18 protein-coding genes and 1 tRNA gene are annotated in these 23494 nt (G+C 65.0%); 9 read left to right on the forward strand and 10 right to left on the reverse strand.

Features of this window, described 5'->3' with window-relative positions; all coding sequences use genetic code 11:
- Nucleotides 1-14: 14 nt before the first annotated feature.
- From HV766_RS20330 to HV766_RS20340, 3 genes are all read left to right on the forward strand, one after another.
- Nucleotides 15-1004 carry a Bug family tripartite tricarboxylate transporter substrate binding protein gene (locus HV766_RS20330; RefSeq protein WP_175181744.1) on the forward strand — a complete coding sequence of 330 codons (990 nt, stop codon included), beginning with the start codon at nucleotides 15-17 and terminating at the stop codon, nucleotides 1002-1004.
- Nucleotides 1005-1067: 63 nt separating this feature from the next.
- Complete coding sequence (locus HV766_RS20335) at nucleotides 1068-2348, forward strand: TolB-like translocation protein (RefSeq protein ID WP_175181745.1); 1281 nt, start codon at nucleotides 1068-1070, stop codon at nucleotides 2346-2348.
- Between the two features lie 179 nt (nucleotides 2349-2527).
- On the forward strand, nucleotides 2528-4399 hold the full coding sequence (locus HV766_RS20340; protein ID WP_175181746.1) for a PhoX family protein: 1872 nt from the start codon (nucleotides 2528-2530) through the stop codon (nucleotides 4397-4399).
- A gap of 129 nt (nucleotides 4400-4528) precedes the next feature.
- Here the strand turns inward: HV766_RS20340 and HV766_RS20345 are convergent.
- The 5 genes from HV766_RS20345 to HV766_RS20365 form a co-directional block, all read right to left on the reverse strand.
- Nucleotides 4529-4619 (reverse strand) — tRNA-Ser (locus HV766_RS20345).
- Between the two features lie 130 nt (nucleotides 4620-4749).
- Nucleotides 4750-6306 (reverse strand): SpoVR family protein, encoded by a 1557-nt coding sequence (locus tag HV766_RS20350; protein WP_082401331.1) that lies wholly within the window; start codon nucleotides 6304-6306, stop codon nucleotides 4750-4752.
- A complete protein-coding gene (locus tag HV766_RS20355) occupies nucleotides 6303-7562 on the reverse strand; it encodes a YeaH/YhbH family protein (protein WP_054458415.1) in 1260 nt (419 codons plus the stop codon). The genes HV766_RS20350 and HV766_RS20355 overlap by 4 nt, the downstream gene beginning before the upstream one ends.
- A 12-nt stretch (nucleotides 7563-7574) precedes the next feature.
- A complete protein-coding gene (locus HV766_RS20360) occupies nucleotides 7575-9491 on the reverse strand; it encodes a PrkA family serine protein kinase (RefSeq protein ID WP_370127010.1) in 1917 nt (638 codons plus the stop codon).
- A 532-nt stretch (nucleotides 9492-10023) separates the two neighbouring features.
- Entirely contained in the window at nucleotides 10024-10176 is a 153-nt protein-coding gene (locus tag HV766_RS20365) for a hypothetical protein (protein WP_156337471.1), read from the reverse strand.
- Between the two features lie 232 nt (nucleotides 10177-10408).
- Between HV766_RS20365 and HV766_RS20370 the strand changes: the two genes are divergently transcribed.
- Both HV766_RS20370 and HV766_RS20375 read left to right on the forward strand, forming a co-directional pair.
- Complete coding sequence (locus HV766_RS20370) at nucleotides 10409-11569, forward strand: DUF3142 domain-containing protein (protein WP_225591523.1); 1161 nt, start codon at nucleotides 10409-10411, stop codon at nucleotides 11567-11569.
- Nucleotides 11556-14036, forward strand: a complete 2481-nt coding sequence (locus tag HV766_RS20375; RefSeq protein ID WP_175181748.1) for a hypothetical protein — start codon at nucleotides 11556-11558, stop codon at nucleotides 14034-14036. The genes HV766_RS20370 and HV766_RS20375 overlap by 14 nt, the downstream gene beginning before the upstream one ends.
- Here the strand turns inward: HV766_RS20375 and ribD are convergent.
- The gene (gene ribD, locus HV766_RS20380) at nucleotides 14033-15184 is read right to left on the reverse strand and encodes a bifunctional diaminohydroxyphosphoribosylaminopyrimidine deaminase/5-amino-6-(5-phosphoribosylamino)uracil reductase RibD (RefSeq protein WP_367648234.1); all 1152 of its coding nucleotides are present in this window, start codon (nucleotides 15182-15184) and stop codon (nucleotides 14033-14035) included. The two genes, HV766_RS20375 and ribD, sit on opposite strands and share 4 nt — an antisense overlap.
- A 179-nt stretch (nucleotides 15185-15363) precedes the next feature.
- Between ribD and HV766_RS20385 the strand changes: the two genes are divergently transcribed.
- Both HV766_RS20385 and HV766_RS20390 read left to right on the forward strand, forming a co-directional pair.
- The gene (locus HV766_RS20385; protein WP_054458405.1) at nucleotides 15364-15927 is read left to right on the forward strand and encodes a cysteine hydrolase family protein; all 564 of its coding nucleotides are present in this window, start codon (nucleotides 15364-15366) and stop codon (nucleotides 15925-15927) included.
- A gap of 17 nt (nucleotides 15928-15944) precedes the next feature.
- Entirely contained in the window at nucleotides 15945-16910 is a 966-nt protein-coding gene (locus tag HV766_RS20390) for a GlxA family transcriptional regulator (protein ID WP_119450702.1), read from the forward strand.
- 73 nt (nucleotides 16911-16983) lie between these two features.
- On the opposite strand, the gene nrdR is transcribed toward HV766_RS20390, so the two are convergent.
- Both nrdR and glyA read right to left on the reverse strand, forming a co-directional pair.
- Complete coding sequence (nrdR, locus tag HV766_RS20395) at nucleotides 16984-17463, reverse strand: transcriptional regulator NrdR (protein WP_013391422.1); 480 nt, start codon at nucleotides 17461-17463, stop codon at nucleotides 16984-16986.
- A 205-nt stretch (nucleotides 17464-17668) separates the two neighbouring features.
- On the reverse strand, nucleotides 17669-18919 hold the full coding sequence (gene glyA / locus HV766_RS20400) for a serine hydroxymethyltransferase (protein WP_054458401.1): 1251 nt from the start codon (nucleotides 18917-18919) through the stop codon (nucleotides 17669-17671).
- A 205-nt stretch (nucleotides 18920-19124) separates the two neighbouring features.
- Between glyA and HV766_RS20405 the strand changes: the two genes are divergently transcribed.
- Nucleotides 19125-19760 carry a LysE family translocator gene (locus tag HV766_RS20405; RefSeq protein ID WP_054458399.1) on the forward strand — a complete coding sequence of 212 codons (636 nt, stop codon included), beginning with the start codon at nucleotides 19125-19127 and terminating at the stop codon, nucleotides 19758-19760.
- Between the two features lie 63 nt (nucleotides 19761-19823).
- Here HV766_RS20405 and HV766_RS20410 read toward each other — a convergent pair whose 3' ends face one another.
- Nucleotides 19824-20477, reverse strand: coding sequence for a YbhB/YbcL family Raf kinase inhibitor-like protein (locus HV766_RS20410; RefSeq protein WP_054458397.1), 654 nt, complete (start codon nucleotides 20475-20477; stop codon nucleotides 19824-19826).
- A 72-nt stretch (nucleotides 20478-20549) separates the two neighbouring features.
- Nucleotides 20550-21779: a tyrosine--tRNA ligase gene (gene tyrS, locus HV766_RS20415; protein ID WP_054458395.1), complete on the reverse strand. Its 1230-nt coding sequence runs from the start codon at nucleotides 21777-21779 to the stop codon at nucleotides 20550-20552.
- Nucleotides 21780-22034: 255 nt separating this feature from the next.
- On the opposite strand from tyrS, the gene HV766_RS20420 reads away from it, so the two are divergent.
- On the forward strand, nucleotides 22035-23444 hold the full coding sequence (locus HV766_RS20420) for a M23 family metallopeptidase (protein ID WP_054458392.1): 1410 nt from the start codon (nucleotides 22035-22037) through the stop codon (nucleotides 23442-23444).
- The last annotated feature ends 50 nt before the right edge of the window (nucleotides 23445-23494 follow it).

A 23494-nucleotide genomic window follows, 5' to 3' on the forward strand; every position in this document is an offset into this window, starting at 1 on the left:
CCAGGGGAAACCACATGAACCTCCGCCGCTCCTGGCGCCAACTCCTGCAAACGCTGTGCCTGGGCCTGACGGCAGCCGCCCTGCCGCTGGCCGCGCACGCGCAAGCCAACTATCCCGACCGCCCGGTGCGCATCATCGTGCCCTTCACCGCGGGCGGCAGCTCCGATATCCAGGGACGGCTGTTGGCCGAACACCTGGGCAAGCTCTACGGCCAGTCGGTAGTGGTGGAAAACCGCCCCGGCGCGGGCGGGCACATCGGCGGCAAGTTCGTCGCCGACTCGGGGCCGGACGGCTATACGCTGCTGCTGGGCTCCATCGGCCTGCATGCCACCTACGGGGTCTACAAGAACCTCAACTACCAACCCGCCCGCGATCTGAAGCTGATCACCATCGTGGCCGAGATGCCGCACGTGGTGGTGGCCAACCCCGCGCTGGAAGCCAACACCCTGGCCGAACTCACCGCGCTGGCAAAGGCCAAGCCGGAAACGCTGCACTTCGGCTCGGCCGGCGTGGGCTCGTCCGTGCACATGGTGGGCGAGCTCTACAAGATGGCCGCGCAGGCGCCCATCGTGCACATTCCATACCGCGGCAGCTCGGCCGCCACCAACGACCTGCTGGGCGGCCAGATCCAGTTGCTGTTCGAGAACGTGCCCACCACCATCGGCTACATCCAGGCCAAGAAGCTGAAGGCGCTGGCCATCACCGGCGCCACGCGCTCGCCAGCCCTGCCCGACGTCCCCACCGCCGCCGAAGCAGGCCTGCCCGGCCTGACCGTGACGTCCTGGACCACGCTGGCCGCCAGCAAGGACGTACCGGACGCGCTGATCGAAAAGATCAGCGCCGACCTGCGCCGCGTCTACGCCGACCCGGCATTCCGCGAAGGCCTGGAGCGCCTGGGCATGACTCCGGTGGGCAACAGCCCCGCCGACGCGCGCGCCTTCGTCGAACGCGAACGCGCCCGCTGGAACCAGGTCATCGAAACCGAACACATCACTGCGGGCTGAACGCCCGGGGCGGCGCCTGCGCCGCCCTTTTTTCTTTCCGACTTCCTCTTTGCCCTGCCATCCATGAACCGCATGCTCGCCACGCCCATCGCCTGCCGCCGCCTGGGCGCCACGCCACACCATCATTTCTTCGGCTACTACAACAAGACCGTCTGGCATCGCGACGGCCGCTATCTGCTGGCCAACCGCACGCCGTTCAAGGACGCGCGGCTCACGCCCGAGTTGAGCGCCGAGGTGGGTTACTTCGATCTCCAGGACGGCGACCGCTACCACGCCGTGGGCAGCACCACGGCCTGGAACTGGCAGATGGGCTGCCAACTGCAATGGCTGGACGGCGAGTCCGAGCCGCAGATGATCTACAACTGCCGCCGCGACGACGACAGCGGCTTCTATCCGGGCTTCCGCTCCGCGGTCCACAACGTCGCCACCGGCCAGACGCGCCACCTGCCGCTGCCCATCTACGTGGCCGCGCCGAACAGCCGCTACGCGCTCTGCGTGGATTACCGCCGCCTCTACATCACGCACGAGACCATCGGCTACAGCGAACACGCGCCCGGCCCCGTGGACTACGCCCCAGCCGACGACGGCATCCACAGCATGGACCTGGAAAGCGGCGCGCACCGCCTGCTGGTCAGCTACGCCGACCTGCGCAACTTCCATCCGCGCGACTCGATGGAGCGCGCCATCCACTGGGTCAGCCATATCGAGATCAATCCTTCGTCCTCCCGCATCCTGTTCCTGCACCGCTGGACCGAACGCGTCAAGGACGAGACCTGCTTCCTGCACCGGCTGATCACCATGAACGCCGACGGCAGCGACATGCGCCTGCTGGAATGCTCCGACCATCCGCTGCCGCAACTGGCCGACGACTTCGATCCCAGCGCGGTCGGCACTTTCGACTACGAGAAATCCGAATACCAGATCTCGCACCCGCTGTGGCGCGACGACCAGACCATCATCGTGTGGGGCCCGCATGACGGCAGCATCCACTACCACCTCTACCGCGATGCGCCCGGCGGCGCGGTCCAGGTCGTGGGCGACGGCGTGCTGACGGAAAACGGCCACATGACCTACTCTCCCGTGAACACGCGCTGGCTGCTCAGTGACACCTATCCGGACTCGACCACGCACGAGCGCATCCTGTTCCTCTACGACATGCAGACCGGCCTGCGCCATTCGCTGGGCAGCTTCTACGCCGATCCCAATCTGTCCAAGGAAAACCGCTGCGACCTGCATCCGCGCTGGAGCCGCGACGGCACGCAGGTCTGCATCGACTCCGTGCACGAAGGCGAGCGGCAGATGTATGTGCTGGACGTCACGCCCATCGTCGGGCCGCAAGACTGACAATCGCAACGCCGCCTCAACCGGAATTCCGATCACGGGCTCGGTCAGGCGGCGGACTACCCACTTAACCATAAGGACTTCACACTATCGTCACCCCGTTGTAACGACCGACCTTTAACCTCGCTTTCGTTTTGCTTACAAACAATTGAGCGACTCGATCGCGACACTATGAGGTTGGAATGTCTTACTTGACTGATAAATTGCGCGCCCCCTATCGCGAAGCCCAAGACGAAGTCACCGTTCCCGGGCAGATGTTCGACGAAATCGTCGCCGCGAATCCCCAGCGCCGCACTTTGCTGAAGAACAGCTTCGGCCTGTCAATGCTGTCCGTGTTCGGCGCATCGACCCTGCTGACCGCCTGTGGCGGCAGCGACGATGACGACGACGACACCTCCGGCAACGAGCCGGGCGAAGGCGGCACCAAGCCGCCCCCCGGCCCCGACTATTCCGTCACGTTCACCCCGCTGGCCGACAAGATCGTCGCCGACACCGTCACGGTTCCCGCAGGCTACGTGGCCGAAGTGCTCTACTCCGCCGGCGACAAGTGCATGATCGGCTCGGCTGGCTACGCCGGCGTGCCGCAGTCCTATCCCGCCACGGAAACCCAATCCGGCGGCCAGCACGATGGCATGCACTTCTATGCCCTGCCCGGCGTGGACCCCAACCAGGGCGGCCTGCTGGTGCTGAACCATGAAGCGCTGGACGACGAGACCCTGGACCAGAGCGTCGAAGGCGTGAAAACCCGCCTGTCCAACGTCGGCGTGTCCGTCATCGAAATCGCCCGCGGCGCCAACGGCGCCTGGACCGTCAAGACCGACTCGCGCTACAACAAGCGCTACACCGGCAACACCGTCTACAACGTCAGCGGCCCGGCCAAGTCCGTCGTGGGCGACACCGTCGTCGGCACGCTGAACAACTGTTCCAGCGGCGACACGCCCTGGGGCACCTACCTGACCTGCGAAGAAACGCTCAACAACTACCACTACAAGACCGGCGACGCCGGCAAGCCGGCCGACGAAGGCTATGGCTGGGTGGTGGAAATCGATCCCCAGAACCCGGATTCGACCGCCGTCAAGCGCACCGCGATGGGCCGCTTCAGCCATGAAAACACGGCCTTCATGCTGGACGAGAACAACCGTGTTGCTTTCTACATGGGCGACGACACCACGCCTGGCTGCATCTACAAGTTCGTGCCGAGCAAGCCGTACGATCCCGCCAACCGCGCCGCCAACATGGGCCTGCTGGACGAAGGCACGCTGTACGCCGCGCGCTTCAATGACGACGGCAGCGGCAACTGGGTCGAACTGACCGTGGGCAAGAACAACCTGACCGCCGGCGCCACCGATCCCGGCAACTTCACGCAGGTCGCCAGCGGCACCGTGATCACCGGCAAGCTCGTCAACTTCAATACGCAGGCCGACGTGCTGGTCAACACCGGCGCCGCCGCCCGCGTCGCCGGCGCCACGCTGATGGACCGCCCGGAATGGATCACGGTGGGCGTGGACAAGACCGTGTACTGCACGCTGACCAACAACGGCAGCCGCAAGCGCACCAGCGCCGCCAACCCGCGCATCAACAACTCGCACGGCCACATCATCCGCTGGCACGAGCGCGGCGACTCGCCCCTGGCCACCACCTTCGAGTGGGACCTGCTGCTGCTGGCCGGCCGCGACAAGGCCGACGGCGTGGCCGCCAACCTGACCGGCAACGTCAACGGCGACACCTTCTCCAGCCCCGACGGCATCCGCGTCGACCCCAAGGGCCGCCTGTGGGTCCAGACCGACGCCGGCACCAGCGCCTCGACCACGGACTTCTTCGGCAACAACTCGATGTACTACATCGACCAGAAGACCGGCGAATCCAAGCGCTTCCTGGTCGGCCCGCTGGGCTGCGAAATCACCGGCATCGCCTACACGCCGGACCTGACCACGTTCTTCATCAACATCCAGCACCCGGATCAGACGTGGAACACGTTGCGCGCAGGCGGCGGCGATGCGCGCTCGGCTACGGTGGTGGTGCGGCGCACTGATGGGAAACCGGTGGGCGCGTAAGCGTTCCGGTCCAAGACGCCGCCCGGCAAATTACGCCGGGCGGCGTTTTTTTATGCCGCGAAAATGCAAAAAACCCGCAAGGCTTGAGCGCTTGCGGGTTTTTTGTGTACTGCTTTGCAGTGCGAATCCTGGCGGACAGAGGGGGATTCGAACCCCCGATACGCTTTTGACGTATACACGCTTTCCAGGCGTGCGCCTTCAACCACTCGGCCACCTGTCCTATCTGCGATTTCGCTGCGGGCGAGCCGCTGCAGAAAATGCGAATCCGCGATTCTAGCAGATTTCGCACAACGCCGACAAGCGGACAAAGAAAAGGGGACGCCAACGGCGTCCCCTGCTTTGGCCGACCACTAGGAGGCTGATGCCGGCGGGTCCTGTTCCCGGTAGGAGCTGACGGTGCCGTCCGGCTCGGTCTCTTCCAGCCGCACCCTGAAACCCCACAGTCGGGCCAGGTGCTTCATCACCTGTTCGGCGTCCTCGCCCGCCAGCGGGCGGCCGCGGCTCTTCAGGTGGCGCAGCACCAGCGAGCGGTCGGAGTCGCGGTTGAAGCGGACCACCTGGATGTCCGGCACCATGTTGTCGCGGTTGTGTTGCGCAGCCAGCAGGCGGCGGATGTCGCGGTAGCCTTCGTCGTCGTGGATGGCGGCGACTTCGAGCTTGGGGTTGGCCTGGTGGTCGGAGATCGCGAAGAAACGGAACTCGCGGATCAGGCGGGGCGACAGGTACTGCGAGATGAAGGATTCGTCCTTGAAGTTGCGCATGGCGAAGTCCAGCGTCTTCAGCCAGTCGCCGCCGGCGATGTCGGGGAACCAGCGCCGGTCCTCGGCCGTCGGCGCCTCGCAGATGCGGCGGATGTCGGACATCATGGCAAAGCCCAGCGCATAGGGGTTGATGCCGCCGTAGCCGCGCTCGTCGAAGCCGCGCTGGCTGACCACGTTGGTGTGGCTTTGCAGGAACTCCATCATGAAGCCGTCGTTGACCAGGCCTTTTTCATGCAGCCGGTTCAGGATGGTGTAGTGCCAGAACGTGGCCCAGCCTTCGTTCATGACCTTGGTCTGGGTCTGCGGATAGAAGTATTGCGCGACCTTGCGGACGATGCGCACCAGTTCCTTCTGCCACGGCGCGAGCTTGGGCGAATACTTCTCGATGAAGTACAGCAGGTTCTCTTCGGGCTCCGGCGGAAACACCGAGGCCTCGACGTGGGTGTCCTTGTCGGCCTCCAGGCGCGGCAGGGTACGCCACAGGTCGTTGTACTGCAGCCGGGCATGCTCCTGGCGTTCGGCCTGGCGCGCGGCCTCTTCCTTGTAGGAAATGGGCGTGGGGCGCTTGTAGCGGTCCACGCCGTGGTGCGAGAGCGCGTGGCAGGAATCGAGCAAGGATTCCACCGCGTCGATGCCATAGCGGTCCTCGCAGGACATGACGTATTTGCGCGCGAAGACCAGGTAGTCCAGCACACCGTCGGCATCGGTCCATTGCCGGAACAGGTAATTGCCCTTGAAGAACGAGTTGTGGCCGTAACAGGCGTGGGCGATCACCAGCGCCTGCATCGTCATGGAGTTCTCTTCCATGAGATAGGAGATGCAAGGGTTGGAGTTGATGACGATCTCGTACGCCAGCCCCTGCATGCCGCGGCGGTAGAACTGCTCGTTGCGGATGAATTCCTTGCCGTACGACCAGTGCGGATAGCCGATAGGCAGACCGGCCGACGCATAGGCATCCAGCATCTGTTCCGAGGTGATTACCTCGATCTGGTTCGGGTACGTGTCCAGTCCGTATTCGGCGGCGACCTTGGAGATCGCGTCGTCATAGGACTGAATCAGTTCGAAGGTCCATTCGGAACCCTGGGAGATGGGCCGGGCGCTGCCGGCGGCCTCCGGTTCCACGAGCGCTCCCACGATGGCATTCATGCGGTTTCCTTTTTGAACAGGTCATGGAACACGGGGAAGATCTCGCCGCGTTCGCAGATGCGCCGCATGACGAAATGCGGCTCCAGTTTCTGTTCATATTCCGCCCACAGGCTGCTCTTGCGCGCCTCCTGCGAGTCGGGCACTTCGATGTAGGCAAAGTAGCGCGTGGCCGGCAGCAGATGTTCGGCCAGGAAGCGCGCGCTCTTGCCCGCGTCGGCGCCGAACGAGTCGCCGTCGCTGGCCTGCGCCGCGTACACGTTCCAGGCGGTCGGCGGATAGCGCTTCTCCAGGATCTCGCGCATCAGTTCCAGCGCCGACAGCACGATGGTGCCGCCGCTCTTGGGATCGTAGAAGAAGGTATGTTCGTCGACTTCCTCGGCGTTGTCGGTGTGGCGGATGAAGACCAGGTCCACGTGTTCGTACTTGCGCGACAGGAACAGGTAAAGCAGCGAAAAGAAGCGCTTGGCCAGGTCCTTCTTGTTTTCGTCCATGGAGCCCGACACGTCCATCAGGCAGAACATGACGGCGCGCGCCATCGGGATGGCCACCGACACCCGGTTGCGGTAGCGCAGGTCCAGGTCGTCCAGGAAAGGCACGCGGGCCAGGCGTTCGCGGCAACCTTCGACGTCCTGCTCCAGCGCCTTGATCTCGTCGGCGGGAGCGCCCGCTTCCAGCGCCTTGGCCAGGCGCTCCTCGGCATCCTCCAGATCGGCGCGCGCCTTCACGCCGAGCGATACGCGGCGCGCCAGCGAAGACTTGAGCGTGCGGCTGATGCTCAGCATGCTGGGCGAGCCCGTGGTCGTGTAGCCAGCGCGCTGCCATTTCTTCTGGCTGACCTCGCCCAGCTGCGTGCGCGCCATGTGCGGCAGTTCCAGGTCCTCGAAGAACAGGTTCAGGAATTCCGCCCGCGACAGGCTGAAGGTGAACTGGTCGACCGATTCGCCTTCGCCCGGCTCGGAGCCGCCTTCCCCCTGCCCGCCTTGCGGCCGGTCGAACGTGTCTCCCTTGGCAAACTCGCGGTTGCCGGGGTGCACGATCTCGCGGTCGCCGCCCTGGCCGTGATGGAAGGTCGGCTCGGAGATGTCGCGGGCGGGCAGGTTGATCTCGCCGCCCTGATCCATGTCCTGGATGGAGCGGTCGCGGATCATCCCATGTACCGCCTTGCGGATCTGGTTCTTATAACGCCGGAGAAAACGCTCCCGGTTGACGGCGCTTTTATTGCGCCCGTTAAGACGGCGATCGATGAGTGAATTCATGATTCACCTCGCTCAGGAAGACTTCCTCACACGGAGATACCACTCGCACAGCAGTCTCACCTGCTTTTCCGTGTAGCCCTTTTCAACCATGCGATCCACGAAGCTCTGGTGCTTGGACTTGTCCTCGGCCGACGCCTTGGCGTTAAACGAGATCACCGGCAACAGGTCTTCGGTGTTCGAGAACATCTTCTTCTCGATCACTTCGCGCAGCTTTTCATAGCTGGTCCAGGTCGGGTTGCGGCCGTTGTTGTTGGCGCGCGCCCGCAGCACGAAGTTGACGATCTCGTTGCGGAAGTCCTTCGGGTTGGCGATGCCGGCCGGCTTCTCGATCTTTTCCAGTTCGTCGTTGAGCGCGCTGCGGTCGAAGCTTTCGCCGGTTTCCGGGTCGCGGAATTCCTCGTCCTGGATCCAGCAGTCGGCAAAGGTCACGTAGCGGTCGAAGATGTTCTGGCCGTATTCCGAATAGGACTCGAGGTAGGCGGTCTGGATTTCCTTGCCGATGAATTCCGCGTAGCGCGGCGCCAGGTAGCCCTTGATGAATTCAAGATAGCGCCGGCGGATTTCCTCGGGGTAGTCTTCGCGGCCGATCCGCTGCTCGAGCACGTACATCAGGTGCACCGGGTTGGCGGCGACTTCGGTCTGGTCGTAGTTGAAGACGCTGGACAGGATCTTGTACGCGAAACGCGTCGACACCCCGGTCATGCCTTCATCTGTGCCGGCATAGTCCTTGTATTCCTGCAGGGCCTTGGCCTTGGGATCCACGTCCTTCAGGCTTTCGCCGTCGTAGACGCGCAGCTTCGAATAGATGCTGGAATTTTCGGGTTCCTTCAGGCGCGTCAGGACCGAGAACTGCGCCATCATGTCCAACGTTCCCGGGGCGCATGGCGCCGCCGACAGCGAACTGTGGTGCAGCAGCTTTTCGTAGATGCGGACCTCTTCCGACACCTGCAGGCAGTAAGGCACCTTGACGATGTAGATACGGTCGAGGAACGCCTCGTTGTGCTTGTTGTTGCGGAAGGTCTGCCATTCCGATTCGTTCGAGTGGGCCAGGATGGCGCCGTTGAACGGGATCGCGGAAAAGCCTTCGGTGCCCTTGAAGTTGCCTTCCTGGGTTGCCGTCAGCAAGGGGTGCAGCATCTTGATCGGGGCCTTGAACATCTCGACGAATTCAAGCAGCCCCTGGTTGGCCAGGCACAGCCCGCCAGAGTAGCTGTAGGCATCCGGATCGTCCTGCGAGTGGCGGTCGAGCATGCGGATGTCGACCTTGCCCACCAGCGACGAAATGTCCTGGTTGTTCTCGTCGCCAGGTTCAGTCTTGGCGATGGCGATCTGGCGCAGCACCGACGGGTTCAGGCGCACGACGCGGAACTTCGAGATGTCGCCGTCGAACTCCTTCAGGCGCTTCACGGCCCAGGGCGACATGATGCCGCTCAGGTAGCGCCGCGGGATGCCGTATTCCTTTTCAAGCGTGTCGCCGAAACGTTCCGGGTGGAACAGTCCGAGCGGCGATTCGTTGACCGGCGACCCCTTCAGGGCGTAGATGGGATAGGCCTCCATCAGCGACTTGAGCCGCTCCGCGATGGACGACTTGCCGCCGCCCACCGGGCCCAGCAGATAGAGGATTTGCTTGCGCTCTTCCAGTCCCTGCGCGGCGTGCTTGAAGAACGCGACGATCTGTCCGATCACGTCCTCCATGCCGTAGAACTCCTGGAACGCCGGATAGCGTCGGATGGTCCGGTTGGAAAACAAACGGGAAAGACGTGGGTCGTTGCGCGTATCCACGACTTCGGGTTCGCCTATTGCCGCCAGCATGCGTTCTGCGGGGCTGGCGTACGCCATGGGATCGCTTTTGGCGAGGTTGAGGTACTCCTCGAGAGAGAGTTCCGATTCCTGCTCTCTTGCATACTGCGACTTGAAGCCTTCGACGATGTTTTGCACGGAAACCTCCTACAACACGCGAAAAATCCAATACGTCCCTACCTGCCCCCATTGTGCCTCAGCGCTCGCGCATTACTAGACAATCTCGCGATAAGCACTGTCGGCCGGATGGTATGTTGCTTTCGCCACACATCAACCAAAGGCATGATCAGGCCCTTTCCAGTTAGGCTGCACTCTTCGGATGCAAGTTCCGTCAGGGAATGCAACTTAAGTGAATAAGTTCACTCGTTCGACTTCAGCATATCGCTGTATGCGTGCGTGCATGATGCATCCGCACATGAAATGCTCAGCAATGATTTGAAGGGAAGAGCGATGTCCCAGGGATTTTTATGATGCGGGCATAAACCCGATGCGCCCGCTGTGCGATGGCAGCGGACGGTCTGAACGGCGCGTAGCGTCTTCGTTCAGCAGCGTGCAGTCCGGTTGTGAAAAGCACCGATGACGCTGCACGAGGATCCGTGGTGACGAGGGCGCGTGGCATTGCACGGTGTAGTCCATCAGTGCGTGGCGCCAAGTCATGTGCCTATGCTAAAGCCAATTGACGTTTTTGTGGCAATTCATTTAACGCAAGGCCAAAAATAGTCGTGTCGCGCGCTTTCAAATTCATGCAATAGACACGCGCTGCAACCACGCAAACCTGCGCAAACTTGATGGCATATCGATAGCGCTGGCGCATCGCGAAACGCCTGCAAGCCACGGATTACGGAGGTCTGCGCGATTGGCAGCCGCGAACGCAGAGTGCTAATACCCCTTGCGGCGGCGATAGAATCACGCATTCGAAACGCGCCGCGCATTTGGTTCGCTTCCTGTCGTCCGCCCATCGCCATCGCCACATCATAATTTTCCGATTTTTGACCCGCCGCATGAAGGTCCTCGTCAAACGCTGTCGCGCAGTGCTTTGCAGCGTCTTGCTGCTGCTTCTGGCCGCTTGCGGCAAGCAGGCGGATCTGCCGGCCGACGCCTATGTCTGGCAACGCGTCTGGACGCCGCCGGTCAGCCAGGCGCTGGCCGACAGTGCCGACGTGGTGCGGGCATGGCGCGTGCTGATAGCGGAAATGAACCCGGATGGCAGGTGGTTCACTGCTGCGCCCGATCTGGCCGCACTGGCCGCGGCCAAACGTCCCGTCATCATGGTTTTCCGCCTGGACGGTCGCGCCGATGCGCTGCCCGCCGCGGAAGTGCTTGCGCGGATCAACGCCGCGCGCGGCGCATGGGAAAGCGCGGGTATCGGCTTGGCCGGCATCGAAATCGACTACGACTGCCCAACCTCCAAGTTGCCCGCCTATGCGACGTTCCTGGAGACCTTGAAGCAGGGCCTGGGACCGGATCTGCCTTTGTCGATAACCGCGCTGCCGACATGGCTGGGCGGCGCCGGGCTCGACGCGCTGTTGCGGATTCCCGATGAAGCCGTGTTGCAGGTCCACGCCGTGCTGAGTCCCGAACAGGGGCTGTTCAATGCCAGGCGCGCAAGCGCCTGGCTGGCGGCGTTCGCGGACCGCACCCAGCGGCCATGGCGCGTGGCGTTGGCCACCTATGGCAGCCGCGTAAGCTGGAACGACGACGGCAGCATCGCCGCGGTCGAAAGCGAACGCCCCGCCCTGCTGCCGGGCGGCCGCGCCAGCGAACTGGTGGCCACCCCGGCAGCCATGGCGGCTTTCATCGATGAGATCCACCGCGCCCGTCCGCGCGGACTGGCGGGCATCGTCTGGTTCCGCCTGCCCACCGCGCGCGACGAACGCGCCTGGAGCCTGGCCACCTGGCGCGCCGTACTGACGCGCCAGCCCCTGTCGCCGGCGCTGTCCGTCACGGCGCGCGCAGCAGGCGGCAGCGGCGCGCAAGACCTGATTCTGGCCAACGGCGGCAATGCCGACGCAGCCCTGCCCTTCGCGATCCGCTGGCAAGGCGCTTGCCGCGCGGCCGACGGCATCAATGGCTATACCCTCGAACATGATTCCAGCGGCGCCTTCCTGCGCCGCTCCCAGAATGGCCTGCTGCATGCCGGCGGCCAACGCAACATAGGCTGGATACGCTGTGAAAACGGGCCCACGAGCTTCCATGTACAACCGTAAATCGCTTGCGGCGCTGCTGCTCCTGACGGGAGCCGGTATCGTCATCGCCTGCGGGCCGGAGTTCCCCGCCCAGCTGCTCGACGACCGCGCGGCTACGCTGCGTGCGACGCCGGCCAACGCTTTCAGCTATGAAACCGCGCGCCTCGTGGACGCCAGCGATGCGCTGCGAGCCCGCGAAGCCTATGAATTGCCGGACGGCAGCTACCTGCAAAACGCCCTGCCGGAAGACCGCGATCCCGCGCTCACGCCGGCGCAGCGGACCACGGCTCGCGCCATGCGCGCGCAAGCCGATGGCGACCGGGCCTATGCGCTGGGCGCCGATTTGCCGGAAGCGGTGCGTCTTTACGCCGCGGCCGCGGTCGACACCCATGCCGCCCGCGAAGCGCCGGATACCGACCGCCTGTTGGGGCAGGCGCGCGCCCGCTACCGCGCCATTCTCCAGTTGCCGGCGCAGCAGGCCGCGCCACGCAGCGTCTGGGCCGCCTATATGCTGGCAGAAATCGGGGACGAGACAGAGTTAGCCACTGACGACGCCGAGGCGCAGCGGCAGGCTGCGGCACAAGCCTATGGCCGCGTGCGGCAACTGGCGCGCGACGGCGCGCCGGACCCGCTGGGCCTGGCCGTTGCCAGCTACGGCCAGGAGGCGCGCCTGTTCCTCGCCGGGCCGCAGGGGCAATGCAGCTATATGGAGCTGGTCAATGCCGAGCCCTGCATGGACGCCATTCCCGCGGCCTCGCTAAAGCATGCGCTGCGCCTCTATGCCGAACAGGCCGCGCGCGACTCCGTGAGCGGCAATGCATCGCTGCGCATGCTGGCCGAATGGGCCTTGGAAGATCCGGCGCGCACGCGCCGCCTGATCGACGATCCAGTCGCGCAACGCCTGCTGGTGGCCTACGCGCTGGCCAGGGTCGGCGACATCGTGGACGGCAGGCCGGACAGCGCCAGCGATCCGTACGCCGCCTACGATACGACTGGCCAGGTGGGGTTGGCCGATGCGGCGCAAGGGCATGACGTCACACCCAATCCGGCGCTGCAATCGCTGGTTGCGGCATTGGAAACCCAGGACCTGAAGCAGGTGCCGGACGCCGACCGCGTAGCCGCGCTGGCCTACCGCATCGGCCGCTACGAGCTGGCGCAGACGTTGGCCGCGCGGCTGGACACGGCCTTGGCCTGGTGGGTCCGCGCCAAGCTGGCGCTGCGGCAAGGCGATACGCAGGCGGCGGCCCAGGCCTATGCCCAGGCTGCACGCGCGTTTCCGCGCGCCGACGGCAGCCTGGAGGCTGTCGGCGCGGCGCGCCTGCTGGGCGAACAAGGCGTGTTGACGCTGTCGCGCGGCCAGTATGTCGAGGCGCTGGATCAACTACTGCACGCCACCGTGAAGGACGATCCGGCCAATCCGGCCGGAGGCTTCTGGTTATCCACCCCGTACTGGAATGACGCTGCCTACGTCGCTGAGCGCGTGCTGACCACCGCCGAACTCAAGTCCTATGTGGACCGGCATGCGCCCGCCACTCCGGCGCCGGCAAGGTCCGTGCCGCGCGATCCGCAGAATTTCTACGACTGGGTAAGGCAGCATCCCATCACCGCATCCGATCGCCTGCGCCTGCTGCTGGCGCGCCGGATGGTGCGCGAAGGTTCGATCGAGCTGGCGCTGCCCTATTTCCCCGCCGATTCGGACGCCCGCTACGCCACGCTGGAAAGCGTCGACGGCAAGTGGGAAGTGCGTCTGCAGGAAACCCGCCGGCTCGCCGCGGAGTATGGCGCGGCCTTGCGCCGTGCCGGGAGCGCCTGGGGCCGCACATCACGGGCGCAAGCCTGGTACGAAGCTTCGCGGCTGGCGCGGCGCGACGGGATGGAGATCATGGGCTACGAACAGGAGCCGGATTTTGCGGTCTATGGCGGCAACACCAGTTATGGCGCGGGACGCAGCGCGGTCCCAGGCTGGAAGGCAGAGGATGACGATGCCGGAACGCCCGACACGCCGGCCTTGCGTGCCGCCGCCGCGCTGCCGGGCCCGTTTGTCACCGAAGAGGAACGCCGTCGCTATGCCGCCAGCGAAGCGCAGCCCTACACCCGCTTCCACTACCGCGAGATCGCGGCCAATCATGCGCTGCGCGCGTCCGACGAGCTGCCGCGCCGCTCGCAAGCCTACGCCGCCGTGCTGTGCCAGGGCGCCCGCTACATCATCGACGACTCCCCGGAACTGGCCGCCACGATCTACCGCCGCTATATAGAACACGGCGCGCAGGTGCCGTTCAGCGGCTCTTTCGGCCGCGAATGCGCCGCGCCCGATTTCCAGGCGGCTGCCTGGTTCCATTACACGCAGGCCGGAAAATCGTGGGAACGTCTGCGCCGCGACCATCCCGGCCTGCTGCTGGCGGCCGCGTTGTTGGCCCTGGCCGGCGGCGCCGCCACGATCCTGGCCTGGCGCTACACCGCGGCGCGCACGGGCCGGCGCCGCGCCTAAGACAGCTCAGGCAGCTCCACCCGCCGCGTCAGCTGATTCCAGGTGTCGGCCACCCGGGCGCGCACGCGCAGATCTGCGCCCACCGGCGCGGTCTCGATGAATTCATAGCGGCGGGCGCCGTCCAGGTGCTCCAGCATGGGCAGGCGGACCATGCCGGCGGCGTCGCCCAGCAGCACCGGCGCCAGGTACAGCAGCAGTTCATCCACGCAGCCCGCGGCGACCAGCGCGCCGCTCAGGCCCGCGCCGGCTTCGACGTGGACCTCGTTGAACTGTTCCTGCGCCAGCCAGCGCATCATCGCCGGCAGATCGACCCGGCCCGGCGCCTCGCCCGGCAGCAGCACCACGTGGGCGTTCCTGGCCTGCAGGCGCGCGGCCTTGGCGGCATCTTCGCGAGCCGTGAAGATGATGACCTCGGCGCCATCGAACAACCGCGCGTCCTCGGGGATTTCAAAACGGCCGTCCACTACCGCCTTGCGCGGCTGGCGGGGCGTGTCCACGCCTCTGACATTGAGCTGCGGATCGTCTTTCAGCACGGTGCCCATGCCGGTCAGCACCACGCAGGCGCGGGCGCGCCAGCGGTGTCCGTCGGCGCGAGCCTCGGGTCCGGTGATCCATTGCGAGACGCCGTTATGCAGCGCGCTGCGCCCGTCCAGCGAGGCCGCCATCTTCATCCACACCCACGGCAGGCCGCGGCTCATGCGCGAGATGAAACCCGCGTTGATGGCCAGCGCCTCCGCGCGGCAAACGCCCGTGGTCACCGCGATCCCGGCATCGCGCAGACGCGCCAGTCCTTGCCCATTGACCAGCGGATTGGGGTCGCCGATGGCCACCACGACCCGCGCCGGCCGGGCCGCAAGCACAGCGTCCACGCAGGGCGGCGTGCGGCCGAAATGGCTGCAGGGTTCCAGGGTGACGTAAAGCGTGGCGCCTTCCACGGATTCGCCGCGCGCCTGGACGTCGCGCAAGGCGCAGACTTCCGCGTGCGGGCCGCCCGGCGGCTGCGTGGCGCCTTCGCCCAGCACCTGTCCGCCGCGCACGATCACGCAGCCGACCCGGGGGTTGGGCGCGGTGGTGTACATGACGGTCTGCGCCAACGCCAGGGCGCGGCGCATCCAGAAAATGTCGTCGTTGTCGCTGGGAATCATCATGTCCAGGATTGTATGTCCGCCGCCGGGCGGGCAGGCGGTCCGGCAGCGGGTCCACCGGGGCAGCGGCGGCCAATGTCCGTTTTAGGCCGATGGCCGTCTTTCGCCGCACTCGCCGCCACGCCGGATTGCAGTAAAAATAGCTGCACACCCCTAAAATTCGCCCTCCAGGAGCGCGATCCATGAAACAAGCACTGATCGTCATCGACGTACAAGACTCTTTCCGGCAACGTCCGTTTTGGGATGAAGCCGAGTACCCGGCGTTCGTGGAACAGATCCAATCCCTGATCGACGCCGCCCAGGCCCGCGACATTCCAGTGCTGCAGGTGTTCCACACCAGCGTGTCGAACGACCCCGCCAACCCCTTCTCGATGGCCTCCGGCCACGTCAAGACGCTCAAGGAACTGCGCATCGAGCCCACCGCCGTGTTCCACAAGACCGTGCATTCCTCGCTCTACGCCAAAGACGCGGACGGCGCCAGCCTGCAGGACTGGCTGGTGAAGCACGGCATCGAAGGCATCATCGTCAGCGGCATCCGCACCGAACAGTGCTGCGAAACCACCTCGCGCCACGCCAGCGACGCCGGCTACAAGGTGGTGTTCCCCACGGACGCCACCCTGACCTTTGCCATGCAGAGCCCGTCCGGCCAGCATTACACGCCGGCCGAGATCCGCGACCGGACCGAGCTGGTGCTGCAAGGGCGTTTTGCCCGCATCGCACGCGCCGCCGACGCGCTGGCGGCCTGACACTGGCGGAGGGCCGCATGGTTCCGGTGTATTTCGTGCTGACGCGGGGCGTCGTGCTGCTGGACGTGGCAGGCCCCGCGGAGGCCTTCCGCGTCGCCAACAAGCTGGTTCCCGGGGCCTTCGAACAGCATTTCTGCGGTCCGTCCCGGGAAGTCGAAAGCGGCCTGCCCGGCTTGCACCTGGCTCATATCCAAGCCCTGCCGGCCAGCCTGCCGCCCGAAGCCCTGGTCATCATTTCCGGCGTGGTGGGCAAGCCCACGCGCCTGGACGACCCCGACTCGCGCGCCATCATCGACTGGCTGGCGGCCCGCCATCCGGTGGACGGCTTCACGCTGATGACGGTGTGCGCAGGCGCCCTGTTCGCCGCCGCCGCCGGCCTGACGCGGCAGCGCGACTGCACCACACACCACACTTGCCTGGAACAGCTGGCCAGCATTGACCCGAGCGCGCGGCTGCATGACAACCGCATCTTCGTCGAAGACGGCAAACTGGTCAGCAGCGCCGGCATCACGGCCGGCATCGATTTGGCTCTGCACATGGTGTCGCGCCATTGCGGCCCGCGCGTGGCCAGCGAAACGGCGCGCGACATGGTGGTCTACCAACGGCGCGCCGGCACGGATTCCACGCTGTCGCCCTGGCTGGACCATCGCAGCCACCTGCATCCAGGCGTGCACCGGGTGCAGGACGCGGTCATCCGTGATCCGGCGGCGCCCTGGTCGGCGCAATCGCTGGCGGACCAGGCACACACCAGCGCGCGCCATCTGACGCGGCTGTTCCGCGAACACGCGGGCTGCACGCCAATGGACTACCTGTATCAGATACGCGTGGCGCTGGCGCGCGACCTGCTGCGCGATACCCGGCTGGACCTGGAACGCGTGGCCGAAAAGTCGGGATTCGGCTCGGCGCAGCACATGCGCCGCGTCTGGCGCAAGTTCCAGCCGCTGACGCCCAGCCTGGCGCGTACGGCTCCCACCATGCAATGACGGCGCCGCAGCGCCGTCATTTTCCAGCTTCCATGCGGCCAGCCGACCGCGGATCGGTTGAACCTGAGCCCTGCTAGTCCTTGCGCAGCTTGCCCGGCAACAGCGGCCCTTGCATCTCGCGGATGGCTTCGACGAATTCGCCGATGTCCTCGAAGCTCTTGTAGACCGAAGCGAAGCGCACGTATGCCACCTTGTCGAGCTTGCGCAGTTCGTTCATCACGAGCTCGCCTATGTGTTCGCTGGGCACTTCACGCAGCCCGCTGGCCAGCAGCTGCTCTTCGATGCGCGCGACCGCGGCGTCCACGTCTTCCGTGCTGACGGGACGCTTGCGCAGCGCCAGGCTCAGGCTGGCGCGCAGCTTGCCGGGGTCGTAGTCGCTGCGGCTGCCATTGCGCTTGACGATGGAGGGCATGGCCAGCTCCACCCGTTCATAGGTGGTGAAACGTTTGTCACAGGACAGGCAGCGACGGCGACGGCGTATGGCGTCGCCTTCTTCGGAGACCCGGCTGTCTACGACCTGCGTTTCGGCATTGCCGCAAAATGGACACCGCATGTGTGATCCCTAAAGGCACTGAGGGGGCAATAGTTGAGCATATTGTAACGAGGCGTCCGGCCGCCAGCGCCAATACGGGCTAATCCGCCCCCGTATTTTTTACCAGGCGGCGCCAGCCGCCCGAAAACAAAGGGACGGCGCCTTGCGGGGCCGTCCCTGGTAGACCGCTGCGGCCGGGCCACAGCCCGCCGCAGGGATTGCTCGCTTACTTCTTGCCGTAGACCGGCAGGCGCGAGGTCAGTTCGTTGACCTTTGCACGCACGGCGGCGATGTTGGCTTCGTCGCGCGGGTTGTCCAGCACGTCGGCGATCAGGTTGGCGGTCAGCTCGGCTTCGGCTTCGGTGAAGCCGCGCGTGGTCATGGCCGGCGTGCCCAGGCGGATGCCGCTGGTCACGAAGGGCTTTTCCGGGTCGTTCGGGATGGCGTTCTTGTTGACCGTGATGTGGGCCTGGCCCAGCACGGCTTCCGCTTCCTTGCCCGTGATGCCCTTGGAACGCAGGTCCACCAGCATGACGTGGCTTTCGGTGCGGCCGGAGACGATGCGCAGGCCGCGCTTGACCAGCGTGTCGGCCAGCACCTTGGCGTTCTTGACCACTTGCTGCGCGTAGTCCTTGAAGGCGGGTTCCAGCGCTTCCTTGAAGGCCACGGCCTTGCCGGCGATGACGTGCATCAGCGGACCGCCCTGGATGCCGGGGAAGATCGCCGAGTTGATGATCTTCTCGTGCTCGGCCTTCATCATGATGACGCCGCCGCGCGGGCCGCGCAGCGACTTGTGCGTGGTCGAGGTGACGAAGTCGGCGTGCGGCACCGGGTTGGGGTAGGCGCCGCCAGCGACCAGGCCGGCGTAGTGGGCGATGTCGACCATGAACAGCGCGCCGTTTTCACGGGCGATGCGGGCCATGCGCTCGAAGTCGATGTGCAGGGCGTAGGCGGAGGCGCCAGCCACGATCAGCTTGGGCTTGTGCTCCTTGGCCAGTTGCTCGACCTGGTCATAGTTCAGGACTTCGTTTTCGTCCAGGCCGTAGGAGATGAAGTTGTACAGCTTGCCCGAGGCGTTGACCGACGCGCCGTGCGTCAGGTGGCCGCCTTCGGCCAGGCTCATGCCCAGCACGGTGTCGCCCGGCTTCAGGACGGCCATGTACACGCCCTGGTTGGCCTGCGAACCCGAGTTGGGCTGCACGTTGGCGGCTTCGGCGCCGAAGATCTGCTTCAGGCGGTCGATGGCCAGTTGCTCGACCACGTCCACGTATTCGCAACCGCCGTAGTAGCGCTTGCCCGGATAGCCTTCGGCGTACTTGTTGGTGAGCTGCGTGCCCTGGGCTTCCATGACGGCCGGGCTGGCGTAGTTCTCCGAGGCGATCAGCTCGATGTGCTGTTCCTGGCGGACGTCTTCCTTCTGGATGGCGGCCCAAACGTCCGGGTCAGCCTTGGACAAGGTGAGGTTGCGGTCAAACATGACGGGGGGTTCCTGAGGCGGTAAGAGAGGAGAAAACTGCGCCCGGGTGGGTAAACCCGGAGAATGACGGATAGTTTACCCCGTCGGACAGGATCAAATGCTCCCAAAATGCAGGGAACCCGGGCAAAATTCCCGGCATGGGCGCGAAAACCACGCCATCCTCCGCGGCCGGAAAAGCCGTCTCAATCCGACTTGAGAAACTTTCATGCAAAGCGCCACGCTCATAACCTACTCGTTAGTAGCTGCGGTCAGCGTCGTCAGCCCCGGCCCGGCCACCATGCTGGCCATCCGTAACGGCGCGGCGGGTGGATGGCGGGCCGTGCTGCCCTCCACCCTGGGTAATGTCACCGGGCTGTTCCTGCTGTCGGCCGCCGCCATGCTGGGACTAGGCGTGGTGCTGCAATCGTCCGCCATGCTGTTCATGCTGCTCAAGCTGGCCGGCGCGGCGTACCTGCTCTACATCGGCCTGCGGCACCTGCTGGGCCGCTCGAACATTGCGCCGCCCGCAGACGCCGCCGCGCTGGCGCCGCGCAGCGCCGGGCGGCTCTATTCGGAAGCCGCGCTGGTTGCAACGCTGAACCCCAAGCCCATCCTGTTCTTCACGGCGCTGTTTCCTCAGTTCCTGAACGCGGCCGAGCCCTTGCTGCCGCAGTTCTTCATCCTGACGGGCATCTTCACGGGCATGTCGCTGGTGTCGCTGCTGGCCTATGGCGCCTTGGCCCACCGCGCCCGGCGCCTGCTGCGCCAACCCCGCATCGTGACCTGGATCAACCGCCTGGTCGGCGCCATCTTCATCACTTTTGGATTGGCGCTGCTGCGGCTCAAGCGCGCCACGGGCTGAATCTTTTCGGCGATGAAAAAAGGCCGCAGTCGCAAGACTGCGGCCTTTCTGTGGCGCGGCGAATCAGGCCGAGGTGGCGCCGATCTGCTTGGGAGCCAGTTTCGGATTGAGCGTATAGGTGCCGGTCAACGACGCCTGCGCCAACACGTGCTTCTGGATCGCGCGCAGCGCGTCTTCGCCGGTGAACGAACCCTGCAGGTTCAGCGTGGGCACGTCCAGCGCATACAGGGTGAAGACGTAGCGGTGCGGGATGGCGTCGTTCCAGGGCGGGCACGGGCCGTCATAGCCGAAGTAGTCGCCGCTCATGTCGTGATCGTTGGCGAACCATGACGAGTACGAGTTGATGCCCTGGCGCGCATCCATCGGCGCCAGCGGGCCGCCCTTGCCGCGCGGCGTGATGCCGCTGGAGAAGGCGCCTTCCTCGATGTCGCGCAGGTCGGCCGGCAGATCGACCAGCACCCAGTGGAAGAAGTCCACGCGGGGCAGGCTGGCCGGCACCTCGCGGCCTTCCTGGTTGACGTCGTCGGGTTCGGAGGGCACATCGGGATCATGGCAGATCAAGGCAAACGACTGCGTGCCCGCCGGAACTTCGTCCCAGGAGAACTGCGGGTTGAAGTTGTCTGCCAGCGCGACGTGCGATTGCGCATCGATCCTGCCGAAGGCGTAGCGTTCGGGAATCGACTCGTTATCGGAAAAGGACAAACTCGAAAGTTTCATGTCGTGCTCCTTGATGTGCCGCAAAGGCCCCACTGCCCCTGTCTGTACCCTCAGCGTATCAAAACTTCGCAATCATGGGTTCAAGTTAACACGCGCAAATTTGCGCTTGCCCACCTGAACGACGTAAGTCCCCGCCGGCAATTGCAACGATTTGTCTTCCACGCGGTCGCCATTGACGCGCACGCCGCCTTGCTCCACGTTGCGCTGCGCTTCCGAACCGGAGGCCACCAGGCCGGCTTCGCGCAGCAGCTTGAGTATGCCCACCGGCGCGCCGCCGATGTTCACTTCGGGGATGTCGTCGGGGATCGCGCCGTCGCGGAAACGGGCTTCGAACGAGGCCAGCGCGTCATCGGCAGCCTTGGCGGAATGGAAGCGCGCAATGATTTCCTGGGCCAGCATGACCTTGGCGTCGCGCGGGTTGCGGCCGCCATCGATCTCCTGCTTGAGCGCCGCGATCTCTTCCAGAGAGCGGAACGACAGCAGCTCGAAGTAGCGCCACATCAGCGTGTCGGAAATCGACATGAGCTTGCCGAACATCGAATCGGGCGACTCCGAAATGCCGATGTAGTTGCCCTTGGACTTGGACATCTTCTCTACGCCATCCGTCCCGACCAGCAGCGGCATCGTCAAGATGCACTGCGGCTCCTGTCCATACTCTTTTTGCAGCTCGCGCCCGACCAGCAGGTTGAACTTCTGATCGGTGCCCCCCAGCTCCAGATCGGACTTCAGCGCCACCGAGTCATAGCCCTGCATCAGCGGATACAGGAATTCATGGACCGAGATCGGGATGCCGCCCTTGAAGCGCTTGGTGAAGTCCTCGCGCTCCATCATGCGCGCGACCGTGTAGCGCGACGCGAGCTGGATCATGCCGCGCGCGCCCAGCGGATCGCACCACTCGGAGTTGTAGCGGATCTCGGTGCGCGCCGGATCCAGCACCAGGCTGGCCTGGGCGTAATAGGTCTTGGCGTTGGCCTCGATCTGTTCACGCGTGAGCGGCGGGCGCGTGTTGTTGCGGCCGCTGGGATCGCCGATGGTGGAGGTGAAATCGCCGATCAGGAAGATGACGTTGTGGCCCATGTCCTGCAGCTGGCGCATCTTGTTCAGCACCACCGTGTGACCCAGGTGGATGTCCGGCGCGGTCGGATCCAACCCCAATTTGATGCGCAGAGGCACGCCCGTGGCGCGGCTCCTGGCCAGCTTGCGGGCGAATTCGGACTCGACCAGCAACTCATCGCAACCGCGCTTCGCTATACGCAGGTCTGCTTCGACTTCGGGGGTAATCGGGGCTTCTGAGGGTGACATGGCAGGGGGACCAACTCGGCTTCAGCCGATAAAAAGGTGTAAAAAGTGACGAAAACTATCGAAAATTCTAGCCGAATCAGCTAGGATACCGCCCTAATCATACGCAATTGCCATCTATACGCAGTTGTGGTCCGGTTTACACCCCGTTGTTCACAAGATGCGCCCCGCGCCAGCCCTTGCCCCGAAATGTGCGCGCGAGGGCCGTTCGTGTCACGCACCCTGCGAGCTCTAGCCACCTGAGAGGGTATCTTCACGATGAATCGTGGCCTCCACGAAATGGCGAGTAGCATCAAACGCAAAGTTGCTGCCGTGTTTGCGCCCGGCGAGCCCAAGCCCCAGCGCTCGGGACTTTTCCGCCGCACTCTCCTCGTCACCGCAATTGGTCTGTTCGCTGGCGCCGCCGCCCTCGGCATGGTGCAGCAACCCGACCGCACTGAACTCCCCCCTTCGCGCATCATCAGCAGCGTCCTGCCGCTAAGCGCCGAGCAAGTCGAAGTCAGCACTCCCAGTGCCGCTCCCTATATCAGCGAAACCCGGATCCGCGCCGGCGACACGCTGGCCGCGGTGCTGCAACGCCTGGAACTCGACGCGCCCAGCCTGCAGACCTTCCTGACGCACGAAGCCAGCGCCCGCAGCATCTACAAGCTGTACCCGGGCCGCTCGGTGCAGGCCGCGACGGACGAAGCCGGCAACCTGATCTGGCTGCGTTACATCCACACCCCCGGCAACGAGACGGACGGCCAGGTCGTGACGCGCATGCTGCACGTCGCGCCGGCAGGCGACAGCTACAAGGCCGAGGAAATCACCGAAAGCACCGAACGCCAGACCCGCGTCGCCGTGGGCACGATCCGTTCGTCGCTGTTCGGCGCCACCGACGCCGCCGGCATCCCGGACTCGGTCACCATGCAGATGGCCGACATCCTCAGCGCCAAGATCGACTTCTTGCGCGACCTGCGCCAGGGCGACAAATTCCGCGTGGTCTACGAAGTGCGTTCGCACGACGGCCGCTACGCCGGCGCCGGCCGAGTGCTGGCGCTGGAATTCATCAACGGCGACAAGACCTACAACGCCGTCTGGTTCAGCCCCGACGAAAAGAGCGGTTCGTACTACGACTTCGACGGCACCAGCCTGCGCGGCGCGTTCCTGCGCACCGCCCTGAAATTCAGCCGCATCAGCTCCACCTTTGGCATGCGCATGCACCCCATCCACAAGACCTGGACGGGACACAAGGGCGTGGACTACGCGGCGCCTTCCGGCACGCCGATCCACTCTACCGCTGACGGCACGGTGGAATTCTCCGGCTGGCAGAACGGCTACGGCAACGTCGTCATCGTCAAGCACCACGGCAAGTATTCGACGCTGTACGCCCACCAGAGCCGCATCGCCGAAGGCATCACCAAGGGTTCGAAGATCTCGCAAGGCCAGTTGCTGGGCTATGTCGGCGCCACCGGCTGGGCCACCGGCCCGCACCTGCACTATGAATTCCGCGTGGACAACCAGCCGATCGATCCGCTGTCGGTGGACCTGCCGGTCGCCCGCAGCCTGGAACCCGCCGAAGTCCGCGCCTTCAACCAGGCCGTGGCTCCGTACAAGGCGCAGATCCAGCTGCTGACCGAGTTCCAGCAGACCCTGCCCGACGCGCTGACCAACGTGGCCAGCCGCTAAAGCCGGCCTAACGTCCCCGTCAAAGGCGGCCCCGCACTCTCAGTTGCGCG

The organism is Achromobacter aegrifaciens, assembly GCF_902859735.1.
GTDB lineage: Bacteria > Pseudomonadota > Gammaproteobacteria > Burkholderiales > Burkholderiaceae_B > Achromobacter > Achromobacter aegrifaciens.

Bases quoted from the DNA above. Each gene is read 5' to 3' on its own strand.
- HV766_RS20330 (WP_175181744.1), top strand. From the start codon at position 15: ATGAACCTCCGCCGCTCCTGGCGCCAACTCCTGCAAACGCTGTGCCTG.
- HV766_RS20335 (WP_175181745.1), top strand. From the start codon at position 1,068: ATGAACCGCATGCTCGCCACGCCCATCGCCTGCCGCCGCCTGGGCGCC.
- HV766_RS20340 (WP_175181746.1), top strand. From the start codon at position 2,528: ATGTCTTACTTGACTGATAAATTGCGCGCCCCCTATCGCGAAGCCCAA.
- HV766_RS20350 (WP_082401331.1), bottom strand. From the start codon at position 6,306: ATGAATGCCATCGTGGGAGCGCTCGTGGAACCGGAGGCCGCCGGCAGC.
- HV766_RS20355 (WP_054458415.1), bottom strand. From the start codon at position 7,562: ATGAATTCACTCATCGATCGCCGTCTTAACGGGCGCAATAAAAGCGCC.
- HV766_RS20365 (WP_156337471.1), bottom strand. From the start codon at position 10,176: ATGCGCCAGCGCTATCGATATGCCATCAAGTTTGCGCAGGTTTGCGTG.
- HV766_RS20375 (WP_175181748.1), top strand. From the start codon at position 11,556: ATGTACAACCGTAAATCGCTTGCGGCGCTGCTGCTCCTGACGGGAGCC.
- ribD (WP_367648234.1), bottom strand. From the start codon at position 15,184: ATGATGATTCCCAGCGACAACGACGACATTTTCTGGATGCGCCGCGCC.
- HV766_RS20385 (WP_054458405.1), top strand. From the start codon at position 15,364: ATGAAACAAGCACTGATCGTCATCGACGTACAAGACTCTTTCCGGCAA.
- HV766_RS20390 (WP_119450702.1), top strand. From the start codon at position 15,945: ATGGTTCCGGTGTATTTCGTGCTGACGCGGGGCGTCGTGCTGCTGGAC.
- nrdR (WP_013391422.1), bottom strand. From the start codon at position 17,463: ATGCGGTGTCCATTTTGCGGCAATGCCGAAACGCAGGTCGTAGACAGC.
- glyA (WP_054458401.1), bottom strand. From the start codon at position 18,919: ATGTTTGACCGCAACCTCACCTTGTCCAAGGCTGACCCGGACGTTTGG.
- HV766_RS20405 (WP_054458399.1), top strand. From the start codon at position 19,125: ATGCAAAGCGCCACGCTCATAACCTACTCGTTAGTAGCTGCGGTCAGC.
- HV766_RS20410 (WP_054458397.1), bottom strand. From the start codon at position 20,477: ATGAAACTTTCGAGTTTGTCCTTTTCCGATAACGAGTCGATTCCCGAA.
- tyrS (WP_054458395.1), bottom strand. From the start codon at position 21,779: ATGTCACCCTCAGAAGCCCCGATTACCCCCGAAGTCGAAGCAGACCTG.
- HV766_RS20420 (WP_054458392.1), top strand. From the start codon at position 22,035: ATGAATCGTGGCCTCCACGAAATGGCGAGTAGCATCAAACGCAAAGTT.